General features: G+C 70.4%; 21 protein-coding genes. 20 read left to right on the top strand and 1 reads right to left on the bottom strand.

The window, feature by feature from the left end; translation table 11 throughout:
* The first annotated feature begins 40 nt into the window (after nucleotides 1-40).
* The 3 genes from msrA (at nucleotide 41) to RGD00_RS15695 (ending at nucleotide 2,160) form a co-directional block, all read left to right on the top strand.
* Complete coding sequence (gene msrA, locus RGD00_RS15685; RefSeq protein ID WP_310458225.1) at nucleotides 41-691, top strand: peptide-methionine (S)-S-oxide reductase MsrA; 651 nt, start codon at nucleotides 41-43, stop codon at nucleotides 689-691.
* 61 nt (nucleotides 692-752) lie between these two features.
* Entirely contained in the window at nucleotides 753-1,622 is an 870-nt protein-coding gene (locus tag RGD00_RS15690) for a 50S ribosomal protein L11 methyltransferase (RefSeq protein WP_310458226.1), read from the top strand.
* Between the two features lie 193 nt (nucleotides 1,623-1,815).
* The gene (locus RGD00_RS15695) at nucleotides 1,816-2,160 is read left to right on the top strand and encodes a hypothetical protein (protein ID WP_310458227.1); all 345 of its coding nucleotides are present in this window, start codon (nucleotides 1,816-1,818) and stop codon (nucleotides 2,158-2,160) included.
* Between the two features lie 105 nt (nucleotides 2,161-2,265).
* Here RGD00_RS15695 and RGD00_RS15700 read toward each other — a convergent pair whose 3' ends face one another.
* Nucleotides 2,266-2,475 carry a DUF1127 domain-containing protein gene (locus RGD00_RS15700; protein WP_310458228.1) on the bottom strand — a complete coding sequence of 70 codons (210 nt, stop codon included), beginning with the start codon at nucleotides 2,473-2,475 and terminating at the stop codon, nucleotides 2,266-2,268.
* 229 nt (nucleotides 2,476-2,704) lie between these two features.
* Between RGD00_RS15700 and ruvC the strand changes: the two genes are divergently transcribed.
* The 17 genes from ruvC to RGD00_RS15785 form a co-directional block, all read left to right on the top strand.
* Nucleotides 2,705-3,211, top strand: a complete 507-nt coding sequence (gene ruvC / locus RGD00_RS15705; RefSeq protein WP_310458247.1) for a crossover junction endodeoxyribonuclease RuvC — start codon at nucleotides 2,705-2,707, stop codon at nucleotides 3,209-3,211.
* On the top strand, nucleotides 3,208-3,888 hold the full coding sequence (gene ruvA, locus RGD00_RS15710) for a Holliday junction branch migration protein RuvA (RefSeq protein WP_310458229.1): 681 nt from the start codon (nucleotides 3,208-3,210) through the stop codon (nucleotides 3,886-3,888). The genes ruvC and ruvA overlap by 4 nt, the downstream gene beginning before the upstream one ends.
* A 2-nt stretch (nucleotides 3,889-3,890) precedes the next feature.
* Nucleotides 3,891-4,913, top strand: a complete 1,023-nt coding sequence (gene ruvB, locus RGD00_RS15715; RefSeq protein WP_425603422.1) for a Holliday junction branch migration DNA helicase RuvB — start codon at nucleotides 3,891-3,893, stop codon at nucleotides 4,911-4,913.
* A gap of 240 nt (nucleotides 4,914-5,153) precedes the next feature.
* A complete protein-coding gene (locus RGD00_RS15720; protein ID WP_310458231.1) occupies nucleotides 5,154-5,780 on the top strand; it encodes a hypothetical protein in 627 nt (208 codons plus the stop codon).
* On the top strand, nucleotides 5,777-6,172 hold the full coding sequence (gene ybgC, locus RGD00_RS15725) for a tol-pal system-associated acyl-CoA thioesterase (RefSeq protein WP_310458232.1): 396 nt from the start codon (nucleotides 5,777-5,779) through the stop codon (nucleotides 6,170-6,172). The genes RGD00_RS15720 and ybgC overlap by 4 nt, the downstream gene beginning before the upstream one ends.
* Nucleotides 6,173-6,277: 105 nt before the next feature.
* Complete coding sequence (tolQ, locus tag RGD00_RS15730; RefSeq protein ID WP_310458233.1) at nucleotides 6,278-6,976, top strand: protein TolQ; 699 nt, start codon at nucleotides 6,278-6,280, stop codon at nucleotides 6,974-6,976.
* Between the two features lie 3 nt (nucleotides 6,977-6,979).
* The gene (gene tolR, locus RGD00_RS15735) at nucleotides 6,980-7,456 is read left to right on the top strand and encodes a protein TolR (RefSeq protein ID WP_310458234.1); all 477 of its coding nucleotides are present in this window, start codon (nucleotides 6,980-6,982) and stop codon (nucleotides 7,454-7,456) included.
* Nucleotides 7,457-7,459: 3 nt separating this feature from the next.
* Nucleotides 7,460-8,761: a cell envelope biogenesis protein TolA gene (locus RGD00_RS15740; RefSeq protein ID WP_310458235.1), complete on the top strand. Its 1,302-nt coding sequence runs from the start codon at nucleotides 7,460-7,462 to the stop codon at nucleotides 8,759-8,761.
* 112 nt (nucleotides 8,762-8,873) lie between these two features.
* Nucleotides 8,874-10,220, top strand: a complete 1,347-nt coding sequence (gene tolB / locus RGD00_RS15745; RefSeq protein ID WP_310458236.1) for a Tol-Pal system beta propeller repeat protein TolB — start codon at nucleotides 8,874-8,876, stop codon at nucleotides 10,218-10,220.
* Nucleotides 10,221-10,306: 86 nt separating this feature from the next.
* Entirely contained in the window at nucleotides 10,307-10,849 is a 543-nt protein-coding gene (gene pal / locus RGD00_RS15750) for a peptidoglycan-associated lipoprotein Pal (RefSeq protein ID WP_310458237.1), read from the top strand.
* 13 nt (nucleotides 10,850-10,862) lie between these two features.
* Nucleotides 10,863-11,678, top strand: coding sequence for a tetratricopeptide repeat protein (locus RGD00_RS15755; protein WP_310458238.1), 816 nt, complete (start codon nucleotides 10,863-10,865; stop codon nucleotides 11,676-11,678).
* Nucleotides 11,679-11,695: 17 nt separating this feature from the next.
* Entirely contained in the window at nucleotides 11,696-12,904 is a 1,209-nt protein-coding gene (tilS, locus tag RGD00_RS15760; protein ID WP_425603423.1) for a tRNA lysidine(34) synthetase TilS, read from the top strand.
* Nucleotides 12,905-12,976: 72 nt separating this feature from the next.
* Nucleotides 12,977-14,890 carry an ATP-dependent zinc metalloprotease FtsH gene (gene ftsH, locus RGD00_RS15765; RefSeq protein ID WP_310458239.1) on the top strand — a complete coding sequence of 638 codons (1,914 nt, stop codon included), beginning with the start codon at nucleotides 12,977-12,979 and terminating at the stop codon, nucleotides 14,888-14,890.
* A 2-nt stretch (nucleotides 14,891-14,892) separates the two neighbouring features.
* A complete protein-coding gene (locus RGD00_RS15770; protein WP_310458240.1) occupies nucleotides 14,893-15,666 on the top strand; it encodes a methyltransferase domain-containing protein in 774 nt (257 codons plus the stop codon).
* A gap of 73 nt (nucleotides 15,667-15,739) precedes the next feature.
* Nucleotides 15,740-17,407 carry a formate--tetrahydrofolate ligase gene (locus tag RGD00_RS15775; protein ID WP_310458241.1) on the top strand — a complete coding sequence of 556 codons (1,668 nt, stop codon included), beginning with the start codon at nucleotides 15,740-15,742 and terminating at the stop codon, nucleotides 17,405-17,407.
* A 66-nt stretch (nucleotides 17,408-17,473) separates the two neighbouring features.
* Nucleotides 17,474-17,791, top strand: a complete 318-nt coding sequence (locus tag RGD00_RS15780; RefSeq protein WP_310458242.1) for a chorismate mutase — start codon at nucleotides 17,474-17,476, stop codon at nucleotides 17,789-17,791.
* Nucleotides 17,788-17,950 (top strand): tetrahydrofolate dehydrogenase/cyclohydrolase catalytic domain-containing protein (locus RGD00_RS15785; protein WP_310458249.1); only part of this gene is annotated, 163 nt, incomplete at its 3' end. The genes RGD00_RS15780 and RGD00_RS15785, both read left to right, overlap by 4 nt.

Raw genomic sequence — 17,950 nt, forward strand, 5'->3', positions numbered from 1 at the left:
CCCGCCTCCCCCATATTTCCCGTATAAAAGGGAGGCCCCGATGTTTTCTCTCACCCGCAAACCGCTCGACCTCGTGCCGCCGGATCAGGCCCTGCCGGGCCGCGCGACGCCCATTCCCACGGCGGAACGGCATTTTCTGTCGGACCTGCCGCTGAAATCCCCCGTCCCCGAAGGGATGGAACAGGCGATGTTCGGCATGGGCTGTTTCTGGGGGGTGGAGCGGATCTTCTGGCAACTGCCGGGCGTCTGGCTGACCATGGCGGGCTATGCCGGCGGCCATACCCCGAACCCCACCTATCAGGAGGTCTGCACCGGCCGCACCGCGCATAACGAGGTCGTGCGGCTGATCTTCGACCCCGCCAAGATCGGTTATGAAAGCCTGTTGCGCGTGTTCTGGGAAAACCACGATCCGACGCAGGGCATGCGGCAGGGCAACGATGTGGGTACGCAGTACCGTTCCGGTATCTACACCTATACCGAGACGCAGCAGAAACAGGCAGAGGCCAGCCGCGCCGTCTATCAGCACCGGCTGATGCGCGCCCGGCACGGCGCGATCACCACCGAGATCCTGCCCGCGCCCGCCTTCTGGTTCGCCGAGGACTATCACCAGCAGTACCTCGCCAAGAACCCCGGCGGCTATTGCGGCGTCGGCGGCACCGGGGTCAGTTGCCCCATCGGGCTGGCCGTCTGATCTTCTTGACGCGGGCCGGGGCCGGGCGTATCCGGCCCCGACCCCATGAAAGGCCCGCGCCATGACCACCTATTCCGCCCTGACGACCCTGCCCGGCGAAGACGCGGCGCGCAGCCTTGCCGATGCGATGGAGGGCATGACGCCCGAACCCACCGGCGTCGGCGTGTTCGAGATCGAGGACGGGTCGGGCCTGTGGGAGGTGGGGGGATATTTCCTCGAAAAACCCGATGCCGCGACACTGACCCTGCTGGCGATGGCCTTCGGCGCGCAGCCCTTCGCCGTGTCGGAACTGCCGGACATCGACTGGGTGGCCAAGGTCCGGCGCGAATTGCATCCGGTGGAGGCCGGGCGGTTCTTCGTCTATGGCAGCCATGACGCCGACAAGGTGCCCCCGGGGCGCATCGCGCTGCAGATCGAGGCGACGGTGGCCTTCGGCACCGGCCACCACGGCACGACGCTGGGCTGTCTGCGCGCGCTCGACCGGCTGGTGGATGCGGGGGTGGTGGCCCAGAACGTGGCCGATATCGGCTGCGGCACCGGCGTGCTGGCGATGGCGGCGGCGCGGGTGTTCCCCAATCCGGCGATCGCGTCCGATATCGACGCGGTGGCGGTCGAGGTGGCAGAGGCGAACGTGGCCGTCAACGGGCTCGACGGAAGGGTGGAGTGCATCGAGGCCGCGGGGTTCGACCATCCGCGCCTGCACACCGCCGCGCCCTTCGATCTGGTCTTTGCCAATATCCTCAAGGGCCCGCTGGTGGAACTTGCGCCCGACATGGCCGCGCATATCGCGCCGGGGGGGCGGGCGATCCTGTCGGGGCTGCTGGTGGTGCAGGCCCCGGCGATCCTCGATGCCTATGCCGCGCAGGGATTCCGGCTGGAATGGCGCGAGGACATCGGCGAATGGTCGGCCCTGACGCTGGTCCGCGGCTGAGTTGCCGCGGGGCAGAATAAGGCGGAGGGTCGAATTGGTTCCCGCTTTGTCCTGTCAACTCTCCTTCTGGTTGTGCTATTTCCGGCTCTGGCGAACGGACTGTTGCCCGGTGCGGGAATAATCCGCCGCATTCACGACACATTTCGCCCATAGACCTGCCACAGGTGGCGGCGCGTGGTTTAGGAGTTGTGTCATGGCCGACCCGAATCTTCGGGATTTCTATGGCCGTCTCGATCGTATCGAGAAAGCCCATCAACGAGGATATGGTTTCGAGGCGGCCGGCACGCTCGGCCGGTCGCATTACGGGCGCGGGCGCCGTCCGGGCGTCGGCGTCGTCGCCCCGGCGGTTTTCGTCGCCACGGCGGTGATCCTGCTCAAGGCGCTGATCCATCACGGTATCGGTGCAGGTGTCTATGATGCGCGTGTGGCCGATCTGTGGCAGGGGCAGACCGCGCTGGAACGGATCGGGGCTGCCGTGATGCAGGCCGATCCGGCGACGCTGTGGCTGTCGGATCTGATCGCGCGGCTGCTGGCCTGATCCCTGCGGAAAACCCAAAAGGGCCGCGCCGGTATTTCCGGCAGCGGCCCTTGCGGTTCGGTCGTCGGTTGTTCGGGCCCCGGAACGGCCCGGGGCTGGGCGGGCTCAGTGCCCGGTGGCGACCCGGTCGATTTCGCCCCGGGTCAGCCCGATGTCTTCCAGTTCGCGGTCCGTCAGGCGCGACAGCGCATTGCGCGTCACGCGGGCGTCGTTCCACGCCGCGATCGCGGCGATGACGGCGCCGACGAAGTTCCCGAGCCGGCCCCCGAACAGGGTGCCCGCAACGGCCGGGCGGTTGCTATCGAAAGCGGCCATGATGGTATCCTTCACGTTCTGCCTGTGTCGAAGGCATTGCCTTCTGCGGTGCAGATAGGATTGCTGCGGGTGCAAAGCAATCGCCATCGGGGCAAGGCCGGCTTGCGCCCCGTGCAACCCGGAATGCGTGGCCCATGCGTACCCCGAGGGGATTGCGCTGGCGGATGTTCGCGTTTCGTGCTATCGGCTGGCGAAACGGCGGCAGAACGGGCAGGCGAGTGGAGGCGGGATGCGCGTGATCGGCATCGACCCGGGGTTGCGCAACCTCGGCTGGGGCGTGATCGACGTCGCGGGTGCGCGGCTGAGCCATGTCGCCAACGGCATCTGCCATTCCGATACCGGCGATCTGGCCGAACGGCTGTGCCGGCTGCATGCCGAACTGACCGATGTCATCGCCCGTTTCGCGCCCGATCATGCGGCGGTGGAACATACTTTCGTCAACAAGGATGCGGTGGCGACGCTGAAGTTGGGCCAGGCCCGCGGCATCGCGCTGCTGGTGCCGGCGCAGGCGGGGCTGCGGGTGGGCGAATATGCCCCGAACGCGGTGAAAAAGACGGTGGTGGGCGTGGGCCATGCCGCCAAGGTGCAGGTGGATCACATGGTGCGGCTGCACCTGCCGGGCGCGGCGATCGCGGGGGCGGATGCGGCCGATGCGCTGGCGGTGGCGATCTGCCATGCGCATCACCTGCAATCTGCCGGCCGGCTGGAGGCCGCGGTGAAAAGGGCGGCGGGATGATCGGCAAGCTGTCGGGCGTGGTGGACTGGAAGGGCGAGGGGCAGGTGCTGCTCGACGTGCGCGGGGTGGGCTATGTCGTGCATGTGTCCGACCGCACGCTCGCCGCGCTGCCCGGGCCGGGCGAGGCGGCGGCGCTTTATACCGACCTTCTGGTGCGCGAGGATCTGTTGCAGCTCTTCGGTTTTCCGACCCTGCTGGACCGCGAATGGCACCGCTTGCTGATGACGGTGCAGGGGGTGGGGGCCAAGGCGTCGATGGCGATCCTCGGCGTGCTGGGGGCAGAGGGCGTGGGCCGGGCCATCGCGCTCGGGGATGCGCGGGCCATTCAGGCAGCACCCGGCATCGGCCCCAAGATCGCGCAGCGCGTGGTGCTGGAACTGAAGGCCAAGGCCCCGACGGTGATGGCGATGGCGGGCCGGATGGGCGCACCCGCGCTGGCCGATGCGCCGGTGGAACCGGCCGCCGCCCCTGCGCCCCGCCGCACCAGGGCCGCGCCGCCCCCCGCCCCGCCGCCGCGTGCCGTCCATGCGGCGGATGCCCTGTCGGCGCTGGTGAACCTCGGCTACGGGCAGGGCGAGGCGGCGGCGGCGGTGGCGCAGGCGGGTGACGATCTGCCCGAGGCCGATACCGCGGGCCTGATCCGGGCGGCGCTGAAACTGTTGCAGCCGAAGGGATGACGATGACCCCCGACCCGATGCTGCGCCCCGAAAAGCTGCCCGAGGATGCAGACCGCGCGCTGCGCCCCGAACGGCTGGAGGATTTCATCGGCCAGGCCGAGGCGCGGGCGAACCTGCGCGTGTTCGTCGAAAGCGCCCGTGTACGGGGCGAGGCGATGGACCACACGCTGTTCCACGGCCCCCCCGGTCTGGGCAAGACGACGCTCGCCCAGATCATGGCGCGCGAACTGGGGGTGGGGTTCCGCATGACCTCTGGGCCGGTGCTGGCCAAGGCGGGGGATCTGGCGGCGATCCTGACCAATCTGGAACCGCGCGACGTGCTGTTCATCGACGAGATCCACCGCCTGTCCCCGGTGGTCGAGGAGGTGCTCTATCCGGCGATGGAGGATTTCGCGCTGGATCTGGTGATCGGCGAGGGGCCGGCGGCGCGCACGGTGCGCATCGACCTGCAACCCTTCACGCTTGTGGGCGCCACGACACGGCTGGGCCTGCTGACCACGCCGCTGCGCGACCGTTTCGGCATCCCGACGCGGCTCCAGTTCTATACCGAGGACGAACTCGACCTGATCGTCGCCCGCGGCGCCCGCCTGCTGGGCGTGCCCGCCGACCCCGAGGGCACGCGCGAGATCGCGCGCCGCGCCCGCGGCACCCCGCGCATCGCCGGCCGGCTGCTGCGCCGGGTGGTGGATTTCGTGACCGTCGAGGGCGACGGCCGGCTGACCCGCGCCATCGCCGACCGCGCCCTGACGCGGCTGGGGGTGGACGGGCTCGGGCTCGACACCGGCGACCGGCGGTATCTGGAACTGATCGCGCAGCATTACGGCGGCGGGCCGGTGGGGGTGGAAACGCTGGCCGCCGCGCTGTCGGAAAGCCGCGATGCGATCGAAGAGGTGATCGAGCCCTATCTGCTGCAACAGGGCCTGCTGCAACGCACCCCGCGCGGGCGGATGCTGGGGCAGCGCGGCTGGCAGCACCTGGGCCTGCCCGCCCCGCGCCTGCCGGGGCAGGCGGAACTGTTCGAGTAACTTGGCGGCGCGCCTGTGGCAGGCGGGGCAGGGGGCATTCTGCCCCCTCTTGGCTGCGCCAATTCACCCCCTGAGGATATTTAAGGACAGAAAGTGAAGAAGGGCGCGCCCTGCACCACTTTCTGTCCTTAAATATCCCCGCCAGAGGGCGCCGACATCTCCGCCCGCACCGCCGCCGGGTGCTGTTCATTTCCGCCGCCGCAAGCTATCACCACCTGCGCAGCAACACCGAGGCCCGGCATGACCCCGGAAACCGTCATCCCCTTCTTCACCCGCGCCGACGGGCAGTATCTGTTCGCCCGCTGGGGCCGCCCCGTCGTGCCGGTGGTTTTCGGCGTCGAGGATGCGACGCTGACCACCGTCAAGGGCGCGCTGGAGGCCGTGTGCACGCTCGCCGGCCATCGGATGGCCGAGACGGACCCGGAACTGGGCGCCAACCTCATGGTGTTCTTCTGCCGCGACTGGGCCGAACTGCTGGCGGTGCCGAACCTCGACCGGCTGGTCGAGGGGCTCGGCCCCCTCGTCGCGCGGCTGGAGGCGGAGGGGGCGAACCAGTACCGGGTGTTCCGCTTCGATGCGGGGGGCGCGATCCGGGCGGCCTTCGTGTTCCTGCGCATGGATGCGCATCTGGCGGCGGTGCAGGCCGAGGTGCTGGCTTTGGGTCAGGCGGTGCAGGCGATCCTGCTGTGGTCGGACCGCGCTTTCGCGACACGCGCGCCGTTGGCCGAGGCGGGGGGCCATGTGATCCTGCATCCCGAGGTCGCGGCGCTGATCCGTGCCGCCTATGACCCGGTTCTGCCCGCGGTGGCGCGCGATCCGGCGCATGCGCTGCGGCTGGCGGCGCGCATGGGGCTTGCGCAGCCATGACCCATGTCCATCCCGTCCGCGTCTACTACGAGGACACCGATCTTGCCGGCATCGTCTATTACGCCAATTACCTGAAGTTCATCGAACGCGGGCGCAGCGAATGGGTGCGGGCGCTCGGGCTCGATCAGGCGCGGCTGAAGGCGGAGGAAGGCGTGGTCTTTGCCGTCCGCCGGGTGGAGGCCGACTATCTGTCGCCCGCGCGGTTCGACGACCTGCTGGAGGTGTGCACGGCTCCCGAATCCCTGACCGGCGCGCGGATCGTGCTGATGCAGGATGTCTGGCGGGGGGCGGAGCGGCTGTTTTCCGCCCGCGTCACGCTGGTCGCGCTGACCGCGGCGGGTACGCCGGGGCGGATCCCGCGCCGATTGCGCGATGCGTTGCCGGAGTTGTGACCGCTTCGCGGCGAAATCGTGCTGAACCTGTGGTGTTCCGGCTGTAAACGGCGTAGAAACCGGGTATGAGGCCGCGACGAACGGCCCTAGCTACGAGCAGGCAGTATGGAAACCGAAACCCTTGCGATGGCGCAGGAGATTGACTTCTCTCTGCTGGCCCTTTTCGCCCGTGCCACCTTCACGGTGAAGATCGTGATGATCCTGCTGATCGTCATGTCCTTCTGGTCCTGGGCGATCATCATCCAGAAACATATCCTCTATCGCCGGGCCCGGCGCGAGGCGGCGGAATTCGACGCCGCCTTCTGGTCGGGCGAGCCGCTGGACGAGCTTTACGACGCCATCGGCCCCGATCCCTCGGGGGCGTCGGAAAAGGTGTTCGCGGCCGGCATGACCGAATGGCGGCGCAGCCACCGGCAGGACGGGGGGCTGATCGCGGGCGCGCAGGCGCGCATCGACCGGTCGATGGACGTGGCGATCGCCAAGGAATCCGAACGGCTGAACAACGGGCTGTCGTTCCTGGCCACCACCGGGTCCACCGCACCCTTCATCGGGCTGTTCGGCACGGTCTGGGGCATCAAGCACGCTTTCGAGCAGATCGCGATCAGCCAGAACACCAACCTCGCCGTCGTCGCCCCGGGCATCGCCGAGGCGCTGCTGGCGACCGGCATCGGGCTTGTCGCCGCGATCCCGGCGGTGGTGTTCTACAACAAGCTCAACGCCGACAGCGAGCGGATCAGCGGCAGCTATGAGGCCTTCGCCGACGAATTCGCCACCATCCTGTCGCGCCAGCTGGACGCGGCCTAGGCCATGGGCGCGGGGGTCGTGCAGAACGGCGGCGGCGGGCGGCGGCGCGGGCGGCGGCGTGGCGGCGGCGCCAAGCCGATGTCGGAAATCAACGTCACGCCCTTCGTCGACGTGATGCTGGTGCTGCTGATCATCTTCATGGTCGCGGCGCCGCTGCTGACCGTGGGCGTGCCGGTGGAGCTGCCCAAGACCGCCGCCACCGCGCTGCCCACCGAACAGGAAGAGCCGCTGACGATCACGCTGACGGCGGACGGGCGGCTGATGATCCAGACCACCGAGGTCACGCAGGACGAACTGATCCCGCGGCTGCGCGCGATCGCGGCGGAACGCAAGGGCGACAAGGTGTTCCTGCGCGCCGATGGCACCATCGCCTATGCCGCGGTGGCGCAGGTGATGGGGGCGCTCAACGCCGGGGGTTTTCGCAATATCGGGCTCGTGACCGATACCGACGGCCCGCGCATGGACGGATCGGGTGGCTGAGCCGTGGACAACCGGACGGGCCTTGTCGTCTCGGGTATCGGCCATGTCGGCCTGATCCTGTGGCTGCTGGTAGGGGGGGTGTTCTTCCCCCCCGAACGGCTGCCCGAACCCGTGGCGACCGAGGTTTCGCTGCTGAGCAATGCGGAATTCGAGGCGATGGTCTCTGCCGCGCCCGCCCCGGGCGGGGCAGAGGCGCCCGCCGCCCCGGCCACGCCCGCGTCCGAGGCGCCGCCCGTGCCGGAACCCGTCGAGACGCCCGCGCCGCAGCCGGAATCCCCGGCGCAGCCGCCGGCCCCCCCGCGGGTGACGGCGCCCGAAAGCTCGCCCCGCCCGGCCGCGCGCCCGCAGCCGCAGCCGGAACCCCCGGCGCCCGAGCCCGAACCGGAACCGGAGCCCGAGCCCGAGCCGGCAGAGCCGGAACCCGTCGTGGCCCCGCCCCCGCCGGTGCCGCTGCCGCCGACCCCGCTGCCGCCGGCAGAGACGCCCAATACCACCACCGCACCCGAGACGAGCCCCCGGCCCCGTCCGCGCCCGGTCGAGCGCGTGGCCCCGACGCCGAGCGAGGCGCCCCCGCCCGACACCCGCGTGGCCGATGCGCCGGTGCCCGAGCGCACGCCCGATCCCGTGCCCGCACCGCAGCCCGAGCCCGAACGCCCCGCCGCCGCCCCGCCCGAGGCGACGACGCAGATCGTGACCGAGGCGACCGAGACCGAGGACAACCCCGCCCCGCCGGCGGTGGGCGCGCCGCGGACCAGCCCGCGGCCCAAGGCGCGGCCGGCGCGCACCGAAACCGCCGCCGCGCGGCCCGCGGCCCCGGCACCGGGAACACCCAGTACCCCCGCGACCCGGCCTTCGCCCCCCGCCGCCGGCGGCAGCAATGCGGCCCCGGCAGAGGACAATTCCGTGGCCGATGCGGTCGCCGCCGCCGTTGCCTCTGCCGTGGGGTCGGGCGGGTCCGGCACCGGCGGGTCGGGCAGCGCGCCTTCAGGCCCGCCGCTGACGGCGGGCGAGGTCGACGGCCTGCGCCGTGTGATCTCGCAATGCTGGAACACGGGTTCGGCCTCTACCGATGCCATGCGCAGCGTGGTGACGGTGGGCATCACGATGAAATCCGACGGCACGCCCGAATCCGTGCGGATGATTTCCGCCGAAGGCCCCACCGAGGCCGGGCGGAAGATCGCCTATGACATCGCCCGCCGCACCATTCTGCGCTGTGCGGGCAACGCCACCCTGCCGGCCGAGAAATACGACCATTGGCGCGAGATCGAGATGGTGTTCGACTACAACCGGATGCGCCTGCTGTGAGCCCCCGTGCCGCCCACGGGGATGTGATCGCGCCTTGCCGCAAGCCCATGGGCCGGCGCGCCGAAGCTGATAACATCGGGGCCCCGGCGCCCCGGGACCGAGAGAGGACGTGATGACCCTGACAAGAGTGATGACCCCGCTCTGCGTGCTGGCCGCCGCCGCTGCCCTTGCCCTTCCCGTCGCCACGGCGACGGCCCAGGCCGCCCCCCTCCGGATCGAGATCACCGAAGGCGTGATCGAGCCGCTGCCCTTCGCGGTGCCCGGCTTCATCGCCGAAACCGGCGCTGCGGCAGAGGCGGCGGCCAACATCACCCGGCTGATCGCGCAGGATCTGTCGGGCACCGGGCTGTTCCGCGAAATCCCCGCCAGCGCCCATATCGGCCGCGTCACCAGCTTCGACGCGCCCATCCAGTATCCCGACTGGCGCGCGATCAACGCGCAGGCGCTCGTCACCGGATCGGTGGGCGTGGCCGGGGGCGGGCGGCTGGTGGTCAAGTTCCGGCTGTTCGACGTGTTTTCCGGCCAGCAGATGGGCGAGGGGCTGCAATTCGTCGGCACCACCGCGAACTGGCGGCGGATGGCGCACAAGGTGGCCGATGCCGTCTATGCCCGCATCACCGGCGAGACCGGCTATTTCGACAGCCGCATCGTGTTCGTGTCCGAAAGCGGGCCCAAGAACGACCGGCGCAAGCGGTTGGCGGTGGCCGACTACGACGGTGCGAACCAGAGCTATCTGACCGATTCGAGCACCATCGTCATCGCCCCGCGCTTTTCCCCGCAGGGCGACCGGATCGTGTTCACCTCTTTCGGCACCGGATCGGCGCGCATCCATGTGATGGATACCGCCACGGGGCGCGAACGGGTTCTGGCGGACGCCCCCGGCACCACGACCTTTTCGCCCCGCTTTGCGCCGAACGGGCGGACGGTGGTGTTCTCGCAGGAACAGGGCGGCAATACCGACATCTACGCGATGGACATCGGCGGCGGGACGGCGACGCGGCTGACCTCGGCCCCGTCGATCGAGACCTCGCCCTCCTATTCCCCCGATGGCGGCCAGATCGCCTTCGAAAGCGACCGTTCCGGCACGCCGCAGATCTATGTCATGCCGGCAAGCGGGGGCGAACCGCGGCGGATCTCGAACGGCCGCGGCCGCTATGGCACCCCGGTCTGGAGCCCGCGGGGCGACCTGATCGCCTTCACCAAGCAACTGGACGGGCGGTTCCACATCGGCGTGATGCGCACCGACGGGTCCGAGGAACGGCTGCTGACCGCAAGCTTCCTCGACGAGGGGCCGACCTGGGCGCCGAACGGCCGCGTGATCATGTTCACCCGCGAGACGGCGGGCGAGGGCGGTGAGGCGGGGCTGTTCACCGTCGACATCACCGGGCGCAACGCGCCCCGGCAGGTGCCGGTGCAGGGGGCGGCCTCCGACCCCGCATGGTCGCCGCTGCTGCCCTGAGTTCCCGGGCCCCCGCGCCGCCATTGCGCCGGGGGCCCAGACTGCTACCATCGCCCGCGTGGCGCATCCGAATGAAGGACGACCCGATGACCTATTTCACCAAGGCCCTTTTCCTCGTCGCGGCGCTCGGCCTCGCCGCCTGCAACAACCCTGACCGCTATGGCGCCGGCGGCGCGGACGGGATGGGCGCGGGCGCGGGTTCCGGCGGCTATGGCAGCGGCATCACCACCGGCGGGCTCGGCGATCCGTCCGATCCGCGCTCGCAGGCCTATTTCCAACAGACCGTGGGCGACCGCGTGTTCTTCGCCGTGGACCAGAGCACCCTTTCCGACGAGGCGCGCGGCACGCTGAGCGGGCAGGCGCAGTGGCTGGCCGCGAACCCCGGCTATGCGCTGGTGATGGAAGGCCATGCCGACGAACAGGGCACCCGCGAGTACAACATCGCGCTGGGCTCGCGCCGGGCCAATGCCGCGCGCGACTATCTGGTCAGCCAGGGGGTGTCGCCGTCGCGCATCCTGCGCACCGTCAGCTATGGCAAGGAACGCCCGGTCGAGGTCTGTTCGTCCGAGGCCTGCTATGCCAAGAACCGCCGCGCCGTGACCGTGCTGTCGCTCGGCGCGGGCAGCTGAGGCGGGGGCGGCGATGCTGCGGCGGCTTGCCCTGACGGCCGTGCTGGCGGCGCTGCCCCTTGCCGGGGCGGCGCAGGACCGCGCGCAGACACTGGCGGACATCCGCGCCGAACTGGGTGCGCTGGGGCGCGAGATAGCCGCCCTGCGGGCCGAACTGGTCGGCACCGGGCAGGTGGCGCAGTTCGGCGGCGGTTCGGCGCTGGCGCGGATGGATGCGATCGAATCGGAACTGGTGCGCCTGACCGCGCGCACCGAGGATCTGGAATTCCGCATCCAGAAGATCGTGCAGGACGGCACCAACCGTCTGGGCGATCTCGAATTCCGCATCGTCGAACTGGAGGGCGGCGATCTGTCGTCGCTCGGCAATACCCCGCCGCTGGGCGGGGACGGGGCAACCGCCGGGGGGGCCGCGCCTTCCGCCCCGGTGCAGGCCGCGCCGCAGACCGCGGTGGCCGAACAGGCGGATTTCGACCGGGCCCGGGAGGTGCTCGGTCAACGTGACTTTCGGACCGCCGCGGACCTCTTTGCGGCCTATGCCGCGGCCTGGCCCGGCGGCCCGCTGACGGGCGAGGCGCTGCTGTTGCGCGGCGAGGCGCTGGAGGAACTGGCCGATTACCCCGGCGCGGCGCGGGCCTATCTGGAAAGCTTTTCGGGCTATCCCGACGGGCCGCATGCGGGCGAGGCGCTGTTCCGGCTGGGCCGCGCGCTGGGGCAGGCGGGGCAGGTGGCGGATGCCTGCATCATGCTGGGGCAGGTGGAACTGCGCTATCCCGCCAATCCCGCCGTGGCGGAGGCTTCGGTGGAAATGGGCCGGCTGGGGTGCAACTGACCCCGGGGGGGCCGGAACTGGCGGCGCATCTGCGTGCCGCGCTCGGCCCCGGGCCGGTGGGGGTGGCGGTCTCGGGCGGGGGCGATTCCGTCGCGCTGCTGCATCTGGCGGTGCGGGCGGGGATCGCGGTGCAGGCGGTGACGGTGGATCACGGCCTGCGCGCGGAAGCGGCGGCAGAGGCGGCAGAGGTCGCCCGCGCCTGCGCCGCCCTGGGGGTGCCTCATGACATTCTGCGCTGGCAATGGGACGGGCGCGGCAACCTGCAAGACGCCGCCCGCCGCGCCCGGCAGGCGCTGATCGCCGATTGGGCGCGCGGGCGGGGCCTTGGCGCGGTGGCGCTGGCCCATACCGCCGACGACCAGGCCGAAACCCTGCTGATGGAGCTGGCCCGCCGCGCCGGTGTGGACGGGCTGTCGGGCATGGCCGAATGCCGCCGTGCCGCGGGGGTGGACTGGCTGCGCCCCCTGCTGGGCGTGACCCGCGCCGCCCTGCGCGGCTGGCTGGCGGCAGAGGGGATCGGCTGGGCCGACGACCCGACCAATGCCGATCCGCGCTATGCCCGCGTGCGCATGCGCCGGGCGCTGGCCGGGCTGGGGCCGGTGGGCATCGACGCGGCGGGGTTGTCCGCTGTCGCCGGGCATCTGCAAGCCGCGCGCGCGGCGCTGGCCTGGCATGCCGAGGCCGCCGCGCGGCGCATCGCGGGGGTGGAGGCCGGGGATGTGGTGATCGACCGCGCGGCCCTTGCCGCGCTGCCCGATGAAACCCGGCGGCGGATTCTGCGCGCTGCGCTGGTCTGGATCGCCTCGGCGGAATATGGCCCACGCGCGCCGGCGCTGGCGCGGGCAGAGGCGGCGGCGCTGGCGGGCCGGGCGGCGACGCTGGCGGGGTGCCGCCTGCTGCCCGGGGGCCCCCGCCTGCGCATCACCCGCGAGGCGCGCGCGGTGGCCGCGACCGTCACCCCCACCGATGCGCTGTGGGATGGCCGCTGGCGGTTCGAGGGGCCGCATTCCAACGGCTTGACCCTGCGCGCGCTCGGCCCCGCGGGGCTGGCCGCCTGCCCGGACTGGCGCGCCGGCGGACTGCCGCGGGCAAGCCTTCTGGCGGCCCCCGCGGTCTGGCGGGGCGAGGTGCTGGTGGCCGCCCCCCTTGCCGGGCGGCCCGCGGGCTGGCGTGCCGCCCCCCTCGGCGGGGCCGACGGCTTCTTTTCCGCACTTTTATCGCATTGAACCTGCCCCCGTTATCTCTATCTTTACGCAGTACGCCGCAGCCTGCTGCGGCCTGACGTGTAGGAGAACTTCGTGGGCAACGCGCGAAACATCGCATTCTGGGTGGTCCTGTTTCTGCTGATCCTGGCCCTGTTCAATCTTTTCAGCGGCGGGCAGAGCACGACCGCGGCGCGTTCCCTGTCCTATTCGGAGTTCATCCAGAGGGTCGACGAGGGGCAGGTGGCCTCGGTCACGCTCGACGGCGAAAAGGTTCTGGTGCGCGGCACCGACGGCAGCCAGTACGTGACCATCCGCCCGCAGGGCGAAAACATCGCCGACCGGCTGATCACCAAGAACGTCGAGGTGCGCGCCGAACCGCAGGAACAATCGGGCTTCCTGTCGGCGCTGTCGCTGTGGCTGCCGTTCCTCGTGCTGATCGGCATCTGGATCTTCTTCATGAACCGCATGCAGGGCGGGGGCCGGGGCGGCGCGATGGGTTTCGGCAAAAGCCGGGCCAAGCTGCTGACGGAAAAACACGGCCGCGTCACCTTCGATGACGTGGCGGGCATCGACGAGGCCAAGGAGGAACTGGAAGAGATCGTGGAATTCCTGCGCAACCCGCAGAAATTCAGCCGCCTCGGCGGCAAGATCCCGAAAGGCGCCCTGCTGGTCGGCCCGCCCGGCACCGGCAAGACCCTGCTGGCGCGCGCCATCGCGGGCGAGGCGGGGGTGCCGTTCTTCACCATCTCGGGCTCCGACTTCGTGGAGATGTTCGTGGGGGTGGGTGCCAGCCGCGTGCGCGACATGTTCGAGCAGGCCAAGAAGAACGCGCCCTGCATCGTGTTTATCGACGAGATCGACGCCGTGGGCCGCGCGCGCGGCGTGGGCATCGGTGGCGGCAACGACGAACGCGAACAGACGCTCAACCAGCTACTGGTGGAAATGGACGGGTTCGAGGCGAACGAGGGCGTGATCATCGTCGCCGCGACCAACCGCAAGGACGTGCTCGACCCCGCGCTGCTGCGCCCGGGCCGGTTCGACCGCCAGATCCATGTGCCGAACCCCGACATCAAGGGGCGCGAAAAGATCCTGTCCGTCCATGCCCGCAAGGTGCCGATCGGCCCGGATGTGGACCTGCGCATCATCGCGCGCGGCTGCCCCGGCTTTTCGGGCGCCGACCTTGCGAACCTCGTGAACGAGGCTGCGCTGATGGCAGCGCGGGTCGGCCGCCGCTTTGTCACCATGGACGATTTCGAGAACGCCAAGGACAAGGTGATGATGGGCGCCGAACGGCGCAGCATGGTTCTGACGCAGGAACAGAAGGAAAAGACCGCCTATCACGAGGCCGGCCACGCCATCGTGGGCATGAGCCTGCCGAAATGCGATCCGGTCTACAAGGCGACCATCATCCCCCGGGGCGGCGCGCTCGGTATGGTCGTGAGCCTGCCGGAGATGGACCGGCTCAACATGCACAAGGACGAGGCCAAGCAGAAGATCGCCATGACCATGGCGGGCAAGGCGGCCGAGATCATCAAATACGGCGAAGAGGGCGTATCCTCGGGCCCGGCGGGCGACATCCAGCAGGCCAGCAGTCTGGCGCGCGCGATGGTGATGCGGTGGGGCATGTCGGATGTGGTCGGCAACATCGACTATGCCGAGGCGCATGAGGGCTATCAGGGCAACACCGCGGGCTTTTCCGTTTCCGCCCATACCAAGGAACTGATCGAGACCGAGGTGAAGCGCCTGATCGACGAGGGCTATGAGACCGCCCGCGCGATCCTGCTGGAACGCACCGACGATTTCGAGCGGCTGGCGCGCGGGCTTCTGGAATACGAAACCCTGACGGGGGACGAGATTTCGCGGGTGCTGGCGGGCGAACAGCTGGGCGGTGACGACGATGGCGATGCGCCCACCGGCGGCGGGGTGACGAGCCTCGTGTCCATCCCGCGCACCAAGCCCAAGACGCCCAAGGGCGAGGGCGGAATGGAACCCGAACCTTCGGCCTGAGGATGGCCGTGCCGTCGGACGACTGGAACCCCGGGGCCTATGGACGGTTCCGGGGTTTGCGTTTGCGCCCCGCGCTGGACCTGCTGGCGCAGGTGGGCGATCTGCCGCCCGGCCCGGTGGTGGATCTGGGCTGCGGTACGGGGGCCGCGGGGCCGGCGCTGGCGGCGCGGTTCGCGGGGCGGACGGTGCTGGGGCTCGACGCCTCGCCCGCGATGCTGGCAGAGGCCGGGGCGACGGGGGCCTATGTGCGGCTGGTCGAGGCGGACATTGCCGATTGGCGGCCCCAAGACCCCCCGGCGCTGATCTTTTCCAACGCCGCGTTGCATTGGCTGGGGGATCACGACCGGCTGATGCCGCGGCTGGCCGGGGCGCTTGCGCCCGGGGGCGTGCTGGCGGTGCAGATGCCGGGGCAGGGGGATGCGCCCTCGCACCGGCTGGCGCGGGAGGTCGCGGCGCGGCTCTGGGGCGCGGCGCCCGCGGCGGTGCGGGTGGAGGATCCGGCATGGTATGCCCGGCGTCTGGCCCCCCTCGGCGCGGTGGAGGCGTGGGAGACGACCTATCTGCAACCGCTCTCTCCCGCGGCAGAGGGGCATCCGGTGCGGCTTTTCACCCAATCCACCCTGCTGCGCCCGATCCTCGCCGAGCGGGATGCGGCAGAAACGGCGGCCTTCCTGCGCGCCTATGACGCAGCACTGGCCGATGCCTATCCCCCGGAACCCGACGGGCCTGTGCTGTTCCCCTTTCGCCGCGTCTTTTTCACGCTGCGCCGGGCCTGACCCGCCGCTTGCCTTGGCGCGCGCCAGCGGCGACAACCAAGGCAGGGCGGCAGGGCGGCAGGGGGGCAGCGGCTTGCGGACGGATATAGAGATCGCGCGGGCGGCGCGGAAACGGCCGATCCAGGAAATCGGCGCGCAACTGGGCATCCCGGCGGGCGATCTGCTGCCCTATGGGCACGACAAGGCCAAGGTCTCGCAGGAGTTCATCCGCAACCTCGCCGGGCGGCCGGAGGGGCGGCTGATCCTCGTCACCGCGATCAGCCCGACGCCTGCCGGCGAGGGCAAGACGACCACCACCGTGGGTCTGGGCGATGCGCTGCGCCGGATCGGCAAGCGCGCGGTGATCTGCCTGCGCGAACCCAGCCTCGGCCCGAATTTCGGCATGAAGGGGGGCGCTGCGGGCGGGGGCATGGCGCAGGTGGTGCCGATGGAGGACATCAACCTGCATTTCACCGGCGATTTCCACGCCGTGACGGCGGCGCACAACCTGCTGGCGGCGCTGATCGACAACCATATCCACTGGGGCAATGCCTTGGGGATCGACACCCGCCGCGTGGTCTGGCGCCGGGTGATGGACATGAACGACCGCGCATTGCGCGACATGGTGGCGGGGCTCGGGGGCGCGGCCAACGGCTATCCGCGCCAGACGGGGTTCGACATCACCGTGGCGTCCGAGGTGATGGCGATCCTGTGCCTTGCCACCGATCTGGCGGATCTGGAACGGCGGTTGGGCGATATCGTCGTGGCCTGGCGCCACGACCGGACGCCGGTCTTTGCGCGCGAACTGAAGGCCGAGGGCGCGATGGCGGTGCTGCTGCGCGATGCGATGCTGCCCAATCTGGTGCAGACGCTGGAAAACACCCCTGCCTTCGTCCATGGCGGGCCCTTCGCCAATATCGCCCATGGCTGCAACAGCGTCATCGCGACCTCCACCGCGCTGAAACTGGCGGATTACGTGGTGACGGAGGCCGGGTTCGGCGCCGATCTGGGGGCTGAGAAGTTCTTCGACATCAAGTGCCGGCTGGCCGGGCTGACGCCCGCCGCGGCGGTGATCGTGGCGACGGTGCGGGCGCTCAAGATGAACGGGGGCGTGGCGAAGGCGGATCTGGCGCAGGAGGATCTGGCCGCCCTGCGCCGCGGCTGCGTCAATCTGGGCCGGCATATCGAGAATGTGCGGGCCTTCGGCGTGCCGGTGGTGGTGGCGATCAACCATTTCGCCACCGACACGGCGGCGGAAATTGCGGCCGTCCGGGCCTATGCCGCCGAACAGGGGGCAGAGGCGGTGGTTTGCCGCCACTGGGCCGAGGGCGGCGCGGGGGCGGAGGATCTGGCGCGCCGGGTGGTGGAACTGGCGGCCTGTCCGGGGGCCTTTGCGCCGATCTATCCCGACGGGATGGGGCTTTTCGCCAAGATGGAGGTGATCGCGGGCCGCATCTACCGCGCCAGCGAAGTGACCGCCGACCGCGCCATCCACGACCGGCTGGCCGCGTGGGAGGCCGCGGGTTACGGCCATCTGCCGGTCTGCATGGCCAAGACCCCCTATTCATTCAGCGCGGATCCCGCGTTGCGCGGCGCGCCCTCGGGCCATGTACTGCCGGTGCGCGAGGTGCGGCTGGCGGCGGGGGCGGGGTTCGTGGTGGCGATCTGCGGCGAGATCATGACCATGCCGGGCCTGCCCCGGGTACCGAATGCCCAGATCATCGGGCTCGACCCCGAGGGCCGGGTGGAGGGACTGAGCTGAGCCTTTGCACTTGACCCCCGGGCCCGTTCGGGGGCAGGAACCGGGCGAACCGAAACGGGGTCAGGCATGAAGAACCCGGCAGATTGCGCCAACATGACAGAGCTGCGCGCGGTGATCGACGATCTGGACCGGCAGCTTGTCGCCCTGCTGCGCCGCCGGCAGGACTGCATCGACCGCGCGGCGGAACTGAAACCGGCCGAGGGCATGCCGGCGCGGATCACCGCGCGGGTGGAACAGGTGGTTGCGAATGTGCGCGCCCATGCCGCAGGGGCGGGGCTGGACCCGGCGCTGGCGGAAATGCTGTGGCGCGGCATGATCGACTGGTCGATCGCGCGCGAGGAACGGGTTCTGGGGCCGAGCGGGCCGGAAGGGGACGGGGCATGAGCGCGACGATCATCGACGGCAAATCCTTCGCGTTGCGCGTCCGGGCGCGTGTCGCGGCGGGTGTTTCGGCGCTGAAGGGGGGGCATGGGGTGACGCCCGGGCTTGCGGTGGTGCTGGTGGGCGAGGATCCGGCGAGCCGGGTCTATGTCAGGAACAAGG

The sequence above is a fragment of the Ruixingdingia sedimenti genome (genome assembly GCF_031432425.1).
GTDB classification, from domain to species: Bacteria; Pseudomonadota; Alphaproteobacteria; order Rhodobacterales; family Rhodobacteraceae; genus Ruixingdingia; species Ruixingdingia sedimenti.